Source organism: Mesorhizobium sp. L-2-11, from assembly GCF_016756595.1.
Taxonomy (GTDB): Bacteria; Pseudomonadota; Alphaproteobacteria; order Rhizobiales; family Rhizobiaceae; genus Mesorhizobium.
Genome location: NZ_AP023257.1, coordinates 1,909,658 through 1,924,102 on the forward strand (window position 1 = coordinate 1,909,658; position 14,445 = coordinate 1,924,102).

General features: G+C 61.3%; 14 protein-coding genes and 1 pseudogene. 8 read left to right on the forward strand and 7 right to left on the reverse strand.

The annotated features are described in order from the left end of the window. Positions 1-174: 174 nt before the first annotated feature. Positions 175-486: pseudogene (locus tag JG739_RS09155) on the reverse strand (zincin-like metallopeptidase domain-containing protein); the annotation flags it as partial. A 151-nt stretch (positions 487-637) separates the two neighbouring features. On the opposite strand from JG739_RS09155, the gene JG739_RS09160 reads away from it, so the two are divergent. From JG739_RS09160 to JG739_RS09175, 4 genes are read left to right on the forward strand one after another with little or no spacing between them, the layout of a single operon-like run. Then, positions 638-1,780: a tyrosine-type recombinase/integrase gene (locus JG739_RS09160; protein ID WP_199202490.1), complete on the forward strand. Its 1,143-nt coding sequence runs from the start codon at positions 638-640 to the stop codon at positions 1,778-1,780. Next, positions 1,777-3,564, forward strand: a complete 1,788-nt coding sequence (locus JG739_RS09165) for a site-specific integrase (protein WP_244749624.1) — start codon at positions 1,777-1,779, stop codon at positions 3,562-3,564. Before JG739_RS09160 ends, JG739_RS09165 begins: the two co-directional genes overlap by 4 nt. Further along, complete coding sequence (locus tag JG739_RS09170) at positions 3,561-5,381, forward strand: hypothetical protein (RefSeq protein ID WP_199202491.1); 1,821 nt, start codon at positions 3,561-3,563, stop codon at positions 5,379-5,381. The genes JG739_RS09165 and JG739_RS09170 overlap by 4 nt, the downstream gene beginning before the upstream one ends. Beyond that, positions 5,371-5,820 carry a hypothetical protein gene (locus JG739_RS09175; RefSeq protein WP_199202492.1) on the forward strand — a complete coding sequence of 150 codons (450 nt, stop codon included), beginning with the start codon at positions 5,371-5,373 and terminating at the stop codon, positions 5,818-5,820. The genes JG739_RS09170 and JG739_RS09175 overlap by 11 nt, the downstream gene beginning before the upstream one ends. Here the strand turns inward: JG739_RS09175 and JG739_RS09180 are convergent. Continuing rightward, a complete protein-coding gene (locus tag JG739_RS09180) occupies positions 5,801-6,703 on the reverse strand; it encodes an ArdC family protein (protein ID WP_199202493.1) in 903 nt (300 codons plus the stop codon). The genes JG739_RS09175 and JG739_RS09180 overlap by 20 nt on opposite strands. Then, a complete protein-coding gene (locus JG739_RS09185) occupies positions 6,700-7,368 on the reverse strand; it encodes an ArdC-like ssDNA-binding domain-containing protein (RefSeq protein ID WP_202366187.1) in 669 nt (222 codons plus the stop codon). Before JG739_RS09185 ends, JG739_RS09180 begins: the two co-directional genes overlap by 4 nt. A gap of 650 nt (positions 7,369-8,018) precedes the next feature. On the opposite strand from JG739_RS09185, the gene JG739_RS09190 reads away from it, so the two are divergent. Further along, on the forward strand, positions 8,019-8,207 hold the full coding sequence (locus JG739_RS09190; protein ID WP_244749757.1) for a hypothetical protein: 189 nt from the start codon (positions 8,019-8,021) through the stop codon (positions 8,205-8,207). Here JG739_RS09190 and JG739_RS09195 read toward each other — a convergent pair. The 3 genes from JG739_RS09195 to JG739_RS09205 are packed head-to-tail and all read right to left on the reverse strand — an operon-like array spanning position 8,204 to position 10,089. Continuing rightward, a complete protein-coding gene (locus JG739_RS09195; protein ID WP_202366188.1) occupies positions 8,204-9,070 on the reverse strand; it encodes a hypothetical protein in 867 nt (288 codons plus the stop codon). The genes JG739_RS09190 and JG739_RS09195 overlap by 4 nt on opposite strands. Continuing rightward, positions 9,000-9,401, reverse strand: a complete 402-nt coding sequence (locus tag JG739_RS09200) for a stability/partitioning determinant (protein WP_202366189.1) — start codon at positions 9,399-9,401, stop codon at positions 9,000-9,002. Before JG739_RS09200 ends, JG739_RS09195 begins: the two co-directional genes overlap by 71 nt. A 1-nt stretch (position 9,402) precedes the next feature. Then, positions 9,403-10,089, reverse strand: coding sequence for a ParA family protein (locus JG739_RS09205; RefSeq protein ID WP_202367389.1), 687 nt, complete (start codon positions 10,087-10,089; stop codon positions 9,403-9,405). Positions 10,090-10,648: 559 nt separating this feature from the next. On the opposite strand from JG739_RS09205, the gene JG739_RS09210 reads away from it, so the two are divergent. Further along, positions 10,649-11,365, forward strand: coding sequence for a helix-turn-helix domain-containing protein (locus tag JG739_RS09210; protein WP_202366190.1), 717 nt, complete (start codon positions 10,649-10,651; stop codon positions 11,363-11,365). Between the two features lie 134 nt (positions 11,366-11,499). On the opposite strand, the gene JG739_RS09215 is transcribed toward JG739_RS09210, so the two are convergent. Then, entirely contained in the window at positions 11,500-12,147 is a 648-nt protein-coding gene (locus JG739_RS09215) for a DNA methyltransferase (protein WP_202366191.1), read from the reverse strand. A 272-nt stretch (positions 12,148-12,419) separates the two neighbouring features. Between JG739_RS09215 and JG739_RS09220 the strand changes: the two genes are divergently transcribed. Beyond that, positions 12,420-12,680 carry a hypothetical protein gene (locus JG739_RS09220; protein WP_202366192.1) on the forward strand — a complete coding sequence of 87 codons (261 nt, stop codon included), beginning with the start codon at positions 12,420-12,422 and terminating at the stop codon, positions 12,678-12,680. After that, positions 12,677-14,323, forward strand: a complete 1,647-nt coding sequence (locus JG739_RS09225; RefSeq protein WP_202366193.1) for a recombinase family protein — start codon at positions 12,677-12,679, stop codon at positions 14,321-14,323. Before JG739_RS09220 ends, JG739_RS09225 begins: the two co-directional genes overlap by 4 nt. Positions 14,324-14,445 lie beyond the last annotated feature (122 nt).

Consider the following 14,445-nt stretch of genomic DNA (forward strand, 5'->3'; position numbering starts at 1 on the left):
ACTGTGTTACCGAAGGGAATCAGGCCTGGTCCTGCGCGGAGCGCGCCCGCCGCCTGGCCGTGGCCGGGCGGCCAATTTTTTCGCTTGCCGCCGGCCTGACCGGCGCGCGACACTGAATCCGCTAGTCCTATCCTCTAGCAAGCGCCGCCCGTACCCCTACGGGCGGCGCTTTGTTCATGCCGCTTCTGCCTGCGGCCCGCTATCGGCGACGGGCTGCCGGCCGGCGAGATAGTCGGCGGCCCGCTGCGCATGGGCGGCGGCGGCGAAGATGGCCCGCTTGTCATCTTTCAGGGCTTTGAGCCATGACGCGATATAGCGGGCGTGTTCCTCGCGGGGCTGCGGGGTCAAGGCGAGGTCGGCGCAAACGAAGGCCGCGCCCAGCTCGGCGACAAGTTCTTCCATCGCATAGCCTTCATCGCCCCACCGCTTGCGCCCGAAATCACGGGCAAGGCGCTTGGCGTGCTTCGTCCAGTGGCAAAGCTCATGTTAGGTCACATCTCCATGGCGTCCTTTCTGTCATCTCCCTGATGGGGAATCAGGACAGTTTCTACGTATGAGACGCTGCTCCGCCTTTCGCGGGGAGCGGGCCCGAGGGCCTGCTCCCCGCGAAAGGCGGGTCGCCCGAATTGGAGAGCCTTTGGCCGAGCTATTGTTCACTTCCGATGAGTTTGCACCGAACGGTATGTCAGTCCCTGGCGTGCCGATGCTCCTCGACCGAGAGATGCGTCTGGTCGAACCGGCTTGTGCCTGGTTGCTGCACATTGCGCTCGTAAGAGGACGAACACGCAGCCGGCAGACATGGCGCACTTATGGTGAAGCCCTTTACGACTGGTGGCAGACCCTCGAAGCGAATGAGTGGATATGGGATGAGGTCGGCGTCGCGGAAATCGCTGCGTACCGAGATCGGATGCTCTTTCGACCCAGCGATCACACCGGACGGGCCTATGCCCGCAGCACCGTCAATGGTCGCCTCAGAACATTGGCTTTGTTCTATCGATGGTGTGTTGCTGCGGGTCTCACTGATACTGCACCGTTCAACACGAGCGAACTTGCGCTGTCGCGACGTCAGCCGCAGGGATTCCTCACTCATGTTGATGCCACCGGCGGGCGACAGCTCGCCAATGAACTGACTATCCGGCAAACCTCGGCGCTGCCAAAACCGCTGTCGCCGGTCGCGTTGCGACGCGTGATGGCTGGCCTGGGGTCTCGCGACCGTTTGATAATCGAATGGGCTGTCACAACCGGCATGCGCCGGATGGAGGTAGCCGGATTGAGACTGCGGTCACTTCCACGATCCAGTCTGGATGCTCTGGTCGTCGTCAGAATCGAAGCCACGAAAGGGGGCAAAACGCGGACGGTTTATCCGCCATTGTCCCTGATCGATCGCACGCTCGCCTATGCGCGCGAAGAGCGAGCGGTCATCGTTCGACGAGCCAAATTGCGGCACGCCGACTACGCGGAACCAGATGCTGTCTTCCTGACGGAAGCCGGTCGCGGAATCAGTGCTCGCCGTGTCGGTGCAATGTTCGCCGCCGCGGCCGGGACAGCAGGTGTGACGGCAAGCTTCCATGCGCTGCGACATACCTTTGCGACAGCGATGCTCCGGTTCTTGCAACGGCGGGCGCAAGACGAGCCGGAGCTCAATCCACTTCTCACCCTCCAGGTGGTGTTAGGACATGCCGATCTTTCTACGACGGCAATCTATCTGCGCGTGCTGGCGACAGATCTGACACTGGTGGAATCCTCTGTCGACGAACTTTACGGGGCTCTTCTACAATGAAGCGGCAACGCAAAGATTATCGGCTCGATCCATCGCCTATACCGCTCGCTGGCGAGCCTACTTCGCTGGTGGTCAACTTCCTTGATCCCAACGGTCGACTGGAAAAAAGCTTCGACTTCTCGATCTATGGAATGACACCAAGAGTCGCTGCCGAAATCGCGCTTGCCTTCCGCAACCACCATGCCGGTCACAGTCCGGCCACGCGCGAGGGAGCGTTCCATGCGCTTCGCCGTTGGTTTGTGTTCCTTGGTGAGCAAAATCCCGCCATCACATCGATGCGGGATGTCGATACAACAACGCTACGAGCTTTTATTGCGTGGCTCGATACCAAACCGTGGACCAAGAGTTCTCGCCATGGCACCTGGTCCGTGCTCAAACAGATGGTTCGCTGGCTGAAGCGCAATCGGCCTGAGCTCGTCGCCACCGATCTGGAAATCCCGTTCAACGCCTTTCCTCGCAAGAATGCAGAGACGCGTCCCCGCGAGGCGCTGAGCCGGTCTGAGATGGAAGCGATCCTCTCCGCGGCTCGCAAAGACATAGAAGCAATCTGGTCGACCTTCCAGGCTGGGAAAACCCTGCTCTCCCAGGTCGACCGCGAGGCTATCGCGCGGGAACGGGATCTCAGTCGGCTCGACCTTGATGATCTCGGTGTGATGCTCGCTGTCATCGTCGAGCATTACGGCGGGTTGGTTCCTCCCCAGAACGTGACGCTGGAGCGCGGTGCTGGTCGATGGCGGCTTCACTTCGCCTCGCTTAAGCATGGCGGGAACCAGAAGCTCGCGAGCTATCTTCACACCCTGCCCGAAACGCTGATTCCATACATGATCGCCATCGGGGCGCAGAGCTACGCGAACCCCGAGGCCCTCCGAGAACTTCGACGGGACTGCATGAGCGATCATCTGCTTTTAGATGGCCGGGAAGTCATGACGTGGTCGAAGGGCCGCTCAAACCGAGTGCAGCGGCGAAGCTTCCTGCGTGACAAAAGTTTGTCGGTGCCTCACCTCATCGATCAGGTAGTGGAAATGACGGCGTTATTGATGCCCCATGTTCCGGCGCATGATCGCGAGCGGCTCTTTCTGGTCGCGAGCATAAACGGCACGCGTGCGATCAAGCTGATCCCCGACTACTTGATGAGTAAGCACGTCAGATTGTTCGCCCAACGTCACGGCCTTGTTGACGAAAAAGGCGCGCCGCTCGCGCTCACCCTGGCCGCGCTGCGAACTACGGGGCTCACTCTCGCGCATGAAACGCTCGGGCACGATATCCTGAAGACCCAGATCCTCGCCAATCACGCCACGCCGGATACAACGCAGCGCTATATCGATCGGCCGATCGTGCGAAAGGCCCAGGAGCGCATTATCGGTGATCTGCAATTACGCTTCGTCGAAGCCATTCGCAGCCCCCACGATGAGGCTGATGACGAACGTGATGCCGACGTAGCGACAGTCCAGGCCGAATATGCCACGGCTGCCGGCTTCATCTGCAAGGATCCACTCGCGGGCGTCGGGGAAGGCCAGAAAACTGGCCGTCTATGCACGGCCTGGCTGGGCTGCTTCACCTGCCCGAACGCGGTGATTCCTCTCGATCCTGGTGTTCTAATCCGGTTGCTGTCGACGCGAGATGCCCTTGTCGCGGCACGTCAAGCGCTGGCTCCGGACCGCTGGCGGCTCCTCTACGCGCCGAAACTGGAAATCCTCGAGCACGACATCCTGCCGCGCTTCTCGCCGGAGCTTCACTTGGCCGCGTCCATGGAAGCGGCACCAGCTCTGCCGGTGATCGAATGAAGGCGCGACGTGCTCGAAAACCTGTTCTCGCCGAGTGGTCCGAAGCACCGCTCTCGCAATGGAGCCGGTTCGGCGATGATGAATGGTTGCTCGACATCCGGACCGCCGGCCGGCGCGCCGACCAGAACAAAATGAGCTGGACGATCGCCTTGCCGGAGGGAGCTGTCATCAGTGAAGACGCGTGGCGTGCTCTCCATGAAACCGCGAAGCAGTTCTTATGGTCGATGACCGTGAATCCACCAGCCGGTCGCAAGCGGCTGTCACCAACGTCGGTGCATGGCAAAGCCATCACCCTGAAAACCATGATCCGGTGGATGGTGCTCGACGGACTGGAGACGTTCAGCAGCATTGATGCCGCGGCCGTGGAGCGGCTGCGAGCCTGGCTGCTGACACGAGTGGGATACCGGGGAAAGCCCATCACGGCGAACACCATCGTCAACTACATGGTGGTGCTGAAGGATCTCTATCGACAGCGAACCAAGCTTGATGATGCCCCGTTGATCGATCCTCTGCCGCAGGAGACGACCTATGAGGCGGCAGGCCTGACGCCCGCGACGCGCGGTGCGATCCCGTTCATTCCCGATGCCATTGCGATCTCCTTGCTGAATACCGCTCTGCAATGGGTGGAGGACCATGGTCCAACGATCGTGAAAGCAGAGACGATCCGACGCGAGGCACGGGCGTTCGGACTGACCCAAGGGGCAAAAAGGCAAGCTTCCTACCATGTACGCAAGGCATTGCGGCGTGCCGATCTGAAAGGCCCTGCGGGCGAAGCACTGTCCGGCGCGTATGCGGTCCGCCACGCTGCCACGCATCTCGCGGAGGCCTGCTATATCATCATTGCCGGCTTCGTCGGCATGCGCGTGAGCGAAATCCTCTCGACCGAGGTCGGTGCCATCGAGTTCCACCCCATCGGGGATACCGGCGTCGATCAAGCCTACATTGTCGCGCGGTTGTTCAAGACCGTCGACCAGCATGGCGGACGACTGGAGCGCTGGATTGCTCCTGACCCCGTGGTGAAGGCGGTCAGCCTACTTGAGCAGCTGAGTGCACCGTTGCGTAAAGCGTCCGGAAGGCGAGAACTCTTCCTCGTCAAAAATACCCAGTACGGCGAGATCGTCCCGGTCACCCAGATGCATATCGGCTGGCGGATCAACGATTTTGCCCGACATGTTGGCGTGCCCATGCACGAGGGAAAGCCTTGGGCATTCAGCAGCCACCAGTTCCGCAAGACGTTTGCGCGCTTTATCGCGCGAAAGGACCGGTCGCAACTTCTTGGCCTTGCGGGGCATTACAAACACGCATCGGTCGCGATGACCGCGCGTGGTTATGTCGGCAGCGACTTCGATCTCCGGCAACTCGTCGATCATGAAAACCGGGCGGAAACAGCCACGGCATTGGAACGAATGCTGGTCAGCGATCGACTTGCCGGGCGCATGGGCGAGCGCATTGTCGCGGGCAACGCCCGGTTCCGGGGACGCGCCGGCGAGCAGGTCCGTCAGGATTACATCGAGTTTGTCCTCGCCGAAACGGACCTGCGCATCCACGCCTGCGATTACGGCTGGTGTGTGTTCCAGCAGGAGACCAGTCGTTGTGGAGGTGAAATAGCACCCAGCGAGGCCGGCCGGAGTCCATCTGTCTGCCTGGGCTGCGCGAACATGGTGATCGAGCCGCAGCATGCGCCTTATTGGCAGGACCGTCGGACGAGGAACCAGGTGTTGCTCCCTGCCGCCAACGAAATGACGGTCGCGGTTCTCACCGAGGCAATCGAACAATGCGACAATGTCCTGATCAGGATCGGAGAACATGATGGATGACCCACGCTCGCCTTCCGCCTTGTCTGCGGCGCGCGCTTATCGTGCGGCGCTGGCTCGACTGGTTCGTGGCGAGGGCCGCCATCCGGATCATCAGGGGCGCATCGTGAGGATCAGTCCCGCTTCGGTCGCGCGTGAAGCGGGGAAAAGCCGAAATCCGCTCTACACGACACATCGCGACATCCTCGATGAGATCGAGGCCGCCGTACAGGCACCAGGTCCTTCCAAAGACCTCGCGGCCCGGGTGACGGAAATGGAGGTTGAGATTGCACAGCTCCGTTCCGAAGCCCGCCGGCACAGCGAAGAAAAGCGGAAGCTGGCGAGCGAAAATCTAGCACTCCTTCACCGGGCGAGGACGGCGGAGGACAAACTGGCATCCTCGCAGCGGCGGGCGCCATTGGCGCCTGCCGCTGCGTTGCCTGTCAGGCCGCTACCGCGCTGATCTGCTGGCAGGGCTGTTGCGCATGCATCCAGTCGACAGCGGCCTGAGCCTTGCTTGAGGCCGTGAAGATGGCGGAGGTATCGGCGCGAAGGACCTTCAACCAACTGGAGATATAGGCGGCGTGATCCGGCCTTGGCCGTGCCGATATCGATAGATCGGCGAGAACCATGGCTGCTCCAGCGTCAGCAATTATCTCCTCCATGGCATAGGCTTCGGAGCCGAACCGTCCGGATAGATCGCGGTCGAGTCTGTGTTTTACTCCTGACGCGTGAAGACCTTCATGGAAAAGCACGCTGTAATGAGACGCGACGTCGCGGAATGAGCTGAAAACTGGCATATGCACCCGATCAGCCGAAGGCAAATAGTAGGCTTCGTTGCCTCCATATACGGTGCTGATCCCAAGGTTCGCATAGAAAGCATCAGCGTGTGCGATACGTTCTTCTTCCGAGCGGGCAACCGCCGGTTCTGGCTCATAACCATCGACCTGGGCGCAGTTGAACACCGAATAGCCGCGGGCGAATAGACGCCGACGCTCACCATCATTGGAATCATCATCCTCATAAGTCTTGCCGCCGATCTGCCCCCAGAAGACGACGGTTGTGGATCTCTCACCTTTGCGCACCTGGGCACCAAGGGCCTGCCATTGGCGATACGTTCCCCAGAGGCCGGCAGGATATCCAGCGCTATGCGCCGCGACCCACAAGGCAAGTGTGTTCACGCCACGGTAGGCCTTGCCGGATGCAATATTGGTCGGCCGGGCAGTGGCTGTTCCATCATGATGCCAGGGCATCACATACTCGCCAGCACCGGCTTCGATGGCAGCGATAATCTCTTCAGTGATGCGGGCATAAACATCTGCTCGGTTCAGAGAAGCCATCGTCATGCCCTCCCTGCTGCAGGTGCTGAAGCAAGAAGGACACTTGCGATGAAACCTAACTCGTGGGCCAAGGTGGCGTAATAAGCTTCCGGTTCCTTGAACGCCACAAAGGGCGGCATCTGCACGCGGTCCTCTGCCATGTTGTAGAAAGCCTGATTGCCTCCTTCCCTGATGTCGGCTCCGACGAATGCAAAGAAAGTCTCCACGCGCGCGATACGAGCGACAGGGTCAAGGGCCGGCTGTTGCACGGCGTAGAAATGCGCCGGCAAACCGTCCACCTGCTCGGCGTTGAACACGGTGTATCCCTTCGTAAAGGGAATCTCCCGCTCCAAATCCTCGCCGGTCACGTCGTCCTGCTCGGTGCGGGTGATAGTGTTGGCATAAACGACAAGGCTGCCCTTCTCGCCCTTGCGCACCTGTGCGCCCAGCTCCTGCGCCTGCTTGTAGGTCAGCCACAGCGGCGCGGTATAGCCGCGTTCGGTCGCTGCGGCCCAGAGCATCAAAACATTGATGCCGCGATACGGGATGCCGTTGGCGCGCAAGGGCCGGGTGATGCGCCCTGCCGCATGGTCTGCATTCCAAGGTTTCAGCCACGGGCGGACGCCTTTTTCCAGCTCCGCTATGATGCTGTCGGTTACACGCTGATAGATGTCTTTCCGTTCCTCACTCATGGCCTTTCCTTCCTTGGTTAGCCGGTTGCGCATGCAACCGGACTAGCCGCGCGGCGATGAGCGGGGGTTCGGCGGTCAGGGCCGCCGCCGGGGACAGGGGTATCTCCCGACTTGGCAGGGAGCTTGCGACCGAAAGTCGGGGAACGCCCCGGCGGCGTCCGCAGCGCAAGCGAAGGATAAAAGCCTTGACGGCCGTGGGGCCGCAGGCCCCCTTCTGCTTGAAAGATGCGGGCAGGGCCCGCAATTCAGAGCGCCGGCAACGCCGGCTCTGCTGTTCTCAATGCGCGAAGGATGGAAACCGGCTGGCGGAGACGCTGTGCGGCTCCGGGCGAAGCCTGACAGCCTGGTCCGCAGGGCGGACGCGCCCGTTCCAGGCTGCTGCACTATCTGGTTCTGTAATCATCAGAGTCGCTTCAGGATTTTTCCCAAACCGACGTTTTGCAAGCCGGACCTGACTGCCAATCCAGACTGTGAATCTGCATCGGTCTGTCCTTGAAGCGCGCAAGCGCAAATTCCCGTTTCCCCTGCCTTCACTTCGTTGCAGGTGGGCGATTCCCCTCGGTTTTTGCGCGTGCGCGCCGTCCATCGCCGACGCCTCGGTGATTCACAAGGCTGGCAATCAAGCCGGCCGCAAAACAAGGGAGAAAATCATGAATCGCTTACTGACAATCGCCGAACTGCAACATCGCAGCCAATCGGAACTGCGCGCCCTGTTCCGGCAGGCGTCGCAGGCTCTGGCTCGCACCGCAACCGGCACGCCGGAGCGCCTTGCTGGGCTCGCGACACTGGAGAATATTTCGCGGGCGATGACGATGGTTCAGGGAGCGCGGGGCTTTTAGCCCCCGCTTCTTTCGTTCGCCGTTGATTCCGTTCCGTCAATGTGGCCGGCAATCTCCGCCACGAGATCGCGGGTAAGCGCCTCGGCGGCCCGCGCGCAATCGACCCGTGCCGCCTGCCAGTCGAGAATAGTGACCCGGCTCATGCCGGCAAGCGCTGACCGCACAATGGCCAGCGCCTTCTCGCGGCGATTGAGCGCTATCGCGTTCAAGGCTTCGTCCATCTTGCCGCGCCAAGCCTGCGCGGCTGCTTCTTCGATACCAAAGACCTCGGCTACCCGGATGGCATCCCTGATGTAACGCCACGCCTCTTGCGAGGGCATGCATTCCTCCCGGAATGCTGCGGCACTTCGTTCGGCTGTACCGCGCACGCGGGGCCTTATCCTGCCGCCGCCTTCATTACTATCGTCCCGAATTTCCGTCACGCGGTCGATGCCGAGATGCTTTTCGACAGCGTCGAATGGTGTCTCCGACCGGAGGTAGATGAAGGAGCCGGCAACATTCCCGTCGTCATCGAGCAGATGGGCTGTCGCCTTGTCGGGCAGTACGCGCGCGCGATGCCTGCCATCCAGATAGAGGTCAAGTTCGTGAACGGAGTCGATCCAGCAATTCACCGGCGGATATTTTGCGCGGTATGCCTGCCGGGCCGCCGTGGCCGCCGCAATGTATCGCGGGTCGTCCTGCGGCCGTCCCGTCCATTCGGTGTCGCTGTCGTCGTCCTTGCTTCCGGCCATCTCCCGCTCCCGCGAGTAATTTTGCCCTTCCTCGCTTCGGATTGCCATACCGCCGTAGTGACTACTGCGGCGGGTGCCCTTTATCAGCGCCTGTGCTGCCCGCATATTCACGTTCGAGAAGCGCGACAGCATACTCAAGCGTTTCACCCAAACCCCAGCCCTGCCGGTCGGCAATCGCGCAGAACGCGGCAACCGTACCGGGTGTGGCTTTCAGGTTCAGTTGTGTATTACGGCCGGTGCGACGGCCGCGCGGGGGACTAAGCTTCGCGCTTTTCGACGGCGCGGACCGTTCCTCCAACGGCTGCGGTTCACGGCTGCGAAACCCGGCGGCTGCGGCAGCCTTTGATGTTTCCGCCTTCGGCGGCTTGTCGTTGGCCGGCATGTCCGGGCGTGGCATCCATTCAGCCGGATCGAAGTCGTCGAACGCGTCGGTGAAACCAAGGTCAGCGCGCTGCTTGTCCATGTCAGGCCACCTTGGGCGCAACGGCCGCGCTCTTGAGCCTGGCGATGACTTCGCCAGCAAAGGCGCGGGCGTTCTCCCGAGCCTTTTCGACGTTGCTGACCTGGTCCGGCGTTAGCTCGGACAGCAAGCCGCCATAGTCGAAGATGTCGCGATAAGCGGCTCGTTCGACTATCGAGGTTGTCAGGACGTCAATGCCGGCCTTGTCCAGTTGGTCGCGCACGTTGCGCAGTGCCCGTGATGCGACAGCGGCGCTGGTGCGCGTGAGCAGGATGCTGTGAGCAATGGTCCGCCGCGCCATGCGCTCCTGATTTCGGATGAGTTTGATGGTCTTGGCCGCGCCCTTCGCATCCATTGACGCGCCCTGCGTGGGAATGAGGACAAGGTCAGACATACCGATAGCGTTCGCCACCATAAGGCTCGCAGTGCCTTCAAGGTCGACGATGACGAACTGCGCCTTCTTCGCTGCGCTCTCGATGTGGTCGACGATGGTGTCTTCGCTCACGTCCGCGATGATGTCGATCGTGGCTGGCTTGCCGGGAAGTTTCGCCCACTGGGAGATCCAGCGCTCGGGGTCTGCGTCGATGATGGCGACACGTGCGCCCTTGGCGGCAAGTTCTCCGGCAAGAAGCAAGGCTGAGGTTGTTTTTCCGGCTCCCCCTTTAGGGTTGGCAAAAGAAATAACAGGCATGAACACTCACAATTCAAAATATTATTGGAACAACTTTCTACAAAAAATACCAGAGTTTTGGTGCGTGGCGAAATACATTTGATAGCTATCTGGATGTTATACGATAGCCCGCTATCGGGTAGCCAGTTGATAGCTATCCATTGGCTATCTGGTCGCTATCCGGCGAAAATCAAAGATAGATAACACTATGACAAACTCCAGCGCTTGGAGTCGTCCTGCGATTCGCCTGTGAAAAATACGCTGTTGCGTGCGCCGGGCGTCCTACACGCCGCGCAAACCCTTGGTTCCCAGAACTGACTTGCTATAGCGCTGCACTTTGCGGACAATTCACAAAACCCATTCGGGTTTCATGTAATTCTTTTGAATAACCAATGAGGATTCTTTGAAATAACAAAAAGAAAACCCGCCGAAGCGGGTGCATTAAAATCAAAGATATTCGCGATGTGGTAATCCGAATATCTCAAACTCCTAAAAACATCGCAAGTAATTTCTGCGAGGGATTTGTGCGCCCTGATTTTCTGCGGGTTTTCTCCAATCACAAGGGAGGAAACCAGTGACTATGCAAAATGATCCGCAAACCGCGTTCATCGAATCGGCGCGCAAGCTCAAGAGTCGAATCGTAGCTCCGGGAGCCGTTCCGCGACCGGCAGATGTGCCGGCTGGCAGCGCCGAACGGCGCAAGCGGTCGCTCAATACCTGCCATCGCTATGCGCAGACGGAGCTGCCGCGCAAGGCCCCACTGCGCGGCAGCCGCGCCTATGTGCCGGAACTGGCGGCCCGCATCGAGGACGATCCCAATCTGACCGACGGCGCGCGCCGCTGCGCGCGGAAGCTCGCCGAGCTGACCTATCGCCAGAACAGGGAAGGCCGGACGCTGCCGGTGACAGTCACTTACCTCGCGACCGCGCTCGGCCGTTGCCGCCGTACGGTGCAACGCTATCTCCGCCAGTTGGAGAGGGAGGGCTATGTCGCGGTTGATGTGGTGATCTCGCAGCGCGCGCGCATGTGCGTCGGTCTTGTCGTGCAGCTGCTCGCGCCGCTTCTCGCTGCGCATCACCACCACCGCTGGCCCGGAAGTCTTGGAAATCCAGGGGTGACATCAATGTCATTGAATCAGAGCAAGAGTTACTATTCCAAGGCGAAGGACTACTATGCGCGGGTGGAAAGCCAACGCATGGGCGTCCAGCAATGGGCGATGCGCTGCATGGATGGGATATTCCGCAGCTATATGAAAACCAACCCGCTCGCCGGGCTGCCAGCAATCGCCACCACGTAAGAATCTTGCGTCATCCGAAGGGCCGTTTCCCGCCCGTTTGCGAGGCGGAGAGGGTAGTATTGCCTTCAGGGGGGTGGTTCGGCAGGTTCCGCGCCAGAGCGCACCACGGCGCAACGTCAGGCAAAGGCGGGCCATCAGGCCGCCAGCCTCCGGGCGGCAATGCCGTGATAGGTCCGGTCCAGCTCGATGCCGACATAGTCGCAATCAACCTCACAAGCCGCGACCAGCGTCGAGCCTGAGCCGCAGAACGGGTCCAGTACCAGCCCGCCTTGCGGGCAGAACGCCTCGATGAGCGGCTTCAGAATGGCCACCGGCTTCTGCGTCGGGTGCAGCTTGTTTCCAGTATACGGGAAATCGATGACATCGGCCGGCGGGTTCTCCGGCAGGGCCGGTTGACCCTTGGCCAGCACATAGGCGGATTCGTGCGTGTAGCTCACGAACCGGGCGGCTGAGGCGTATTTCTTGCGAAAGACCATGTGGCCAACAATCCGGAATCCGGCCGCGCGCCAGGCGCTCATGAAGCGGTCGGTTTGCGTCCAGCCATAGAAGCTCACGCACAGGCTGTCGGGCTTCAAAACTCGGAACATCTCCCGCGCCGCCGGCTCCAGCCAGCTTCCGTTGTCATCGTTGATGATGCGGCGGCCGTCGCGGGATTGATAGCGCACGAGATAGGGCGGGTCGGTCAGGATGAAGTCGACCGACCGGGCCGGCATCTGCCGCATGATGCTGATGCAGTCACCCTGATGGACCACGTTGCGGGAAGTGAGATTTGTCTGGTTCATGGCGTCCTCCTGCCTTGTTCTTGCGTTTCGACGCAGAGGGACAGGACGGTCCGCTGAAGGGGCGGCGCACCGCCGGATCACGGCCAACACGGGAGCCCGGACCTTATTCGGGCGAAGGAGCGGGCAGGCCGTTGCGCCGGTCCTGCGGGCCGTCACCGCCGCAACCTTTTCGAAACGCCACAAGGCGGGGGGAGCCCGCCGGACACAGTCTTCGCGCTGTGTGACCAACCTGTGCTCAATTCACAGGTCATGCCGGCAGGCACGCTCCGGGCATGGACAAGTTCGCCCGCAAGCCAGCCGCTATCGCGCTGTCAGAGCGCCACGGCTTCCGCGTGGTCGATGACCTTGCGGGCATGCCGGTGTCGGAGAGGGAGCTTGATGCGGTCGAAGCCTTCTTGATGGCTGCGTTCAAGGCTGTCATGGCAGGCGAAATGCCGCCAATGGCGGACCTCGCGGGCATTTGCGACTCGGAACGGCCGCAAACCCATGCTGAAGTTAAGAAAACCGCTCAGGGCCGGGAACGAAGGCGATGAAGGCCATACTACCGAATGCCGAACAGGGTGCGCCGCTCAGGGCCGCACTCTACATGCGCGTATCCACGGGCCGTCAGGCCGAAAGCGACCTGTCGATTCCTGACCAGCGCCGTCAGGCGACAGCCTTCTGTGCGGCGCGCGGCTGGCCAGTCGCAGCAGAGTTCGTCGATGCCGGACTTTCGGGCACGACGGACAATCGCCCCGAGCTTCAGCGGCTGCTAGAAATGGCCACCGGCGGCGGTTCGCCATTTGATGTCGTGGTCGTCCATTCGCTCAGCCGCTTCATGCGCGATGCGTTCTTGCAGGAAATGCACGTTCGCCGGCTCGCCAAGGCCGGGGTGCGCCTTGTGTCGATGACGCAGGAAGTCGGCGACGACCCGGTCGGCGTTATGGTCCGGCAGGTCTTTGCGCTGTTCGATGAGTACCAGTCGAACGAAATCCGCAAGCATGTCAGCCGCTCGATGAACGAGAATGCCCGGCAGGGCTTCTGGAACGGCGCGGCTCCGCCCTTCGGTTACACGACTGTAGCGGCCGGGGAGCGCGGTGCGCGCATCAAGAAAAAGCTCGCCGTCGACACGGTCGAGGCTGAAACCGTCCGCCTCATCTTCCGCCTCGTCATGGAAGGTGACGGGACGTCGGGTCCGATGGGCATCAAGGCCGCTGCCTGCTGGCTCAACGAGCGTGGCTACCGGACGCGCGGCGGCGCGCGGTGGGGGATTGGTCCCTTGCACGCCCTTGTGACCAACACCGTCTATAAGGGTGAGGCGGTGTTCAACCGGCGGGACTCGAAAACCCGCAAGGAAAAACCGGCCTCTGAGCATATCGTCGTCGCCTGCGATGCCATCATCGAACCGGCAAGGTTCGATGCGCTTCAGGCGAGCCTCAAGGCACGCAATCCCAAGGCATCGCCGCCGCGAGTCGTGACAGGGCCGATACTCTTGACCGGCATCGCGACCTGCGCCAGCTGTGGCGGCGGGATGACGCTGCGCACCGGCAAGTCAGGGCGATATCGATACTATGCCTGCGCCACCTGCGCGCAGAAGGGCAAGTCAGCGTGCAAGGGCCGGTCCGTCCCGATGGACCGGCTCGATGATGCCGTCATGGCGCGCATCAGCGACGAGTTGCTGACGCCCGAGCGCGTCGCGGACCTGCTGCACGGTCTCATGGACCGGCAGACCCGCAAAGATGCCGACTACGCTGCCCGGCTTTCGGCGCTCCGGGCAAAGCTGTCAGGCGCGGAAGCCCGCCTTGGTAGGCTCTATCAGGCCATCGAGAACGGCATTGCCGACCCGGCAGACCCGACCCTCAAAGACCGGGTTGCCGCCATCAAGACCGAGCGCGACATCGCACAGGCTGCCTTCGACCGGGCGGTCGCCGAAATGCGCCCAGAGGCGCGCATCACCGAGGACAGGATAGCGGCGTTCGTCGATGTCATGCGCCAGAACGTGCTGACCGGCGACACGTCCTTCCGACGCGCCTACCTGCGTGCGGTCATCGACAATGTCGAGGTCGATGACACGGAAATCCGCATCCACGGAAGGCGGACCGTTCTTGAGCGTCTTGTGATGGGTGGTGGGGCGGCTCCGGCTGGAGTGCCCAGTTTTGTTCGTGAATGGCGCACCCGACAGGATTCGAACCTGTAACTTCTGCCTTCGGAGGGCGCAGATCCTCCGCCAAAGTGGCACGTTTCTGCGGTATTGCTATTGGCGAAATCGCGGCCGAAGGGTGTTTGTGCCCTTTCGTTCACCGCTACCGGTTCAATCGA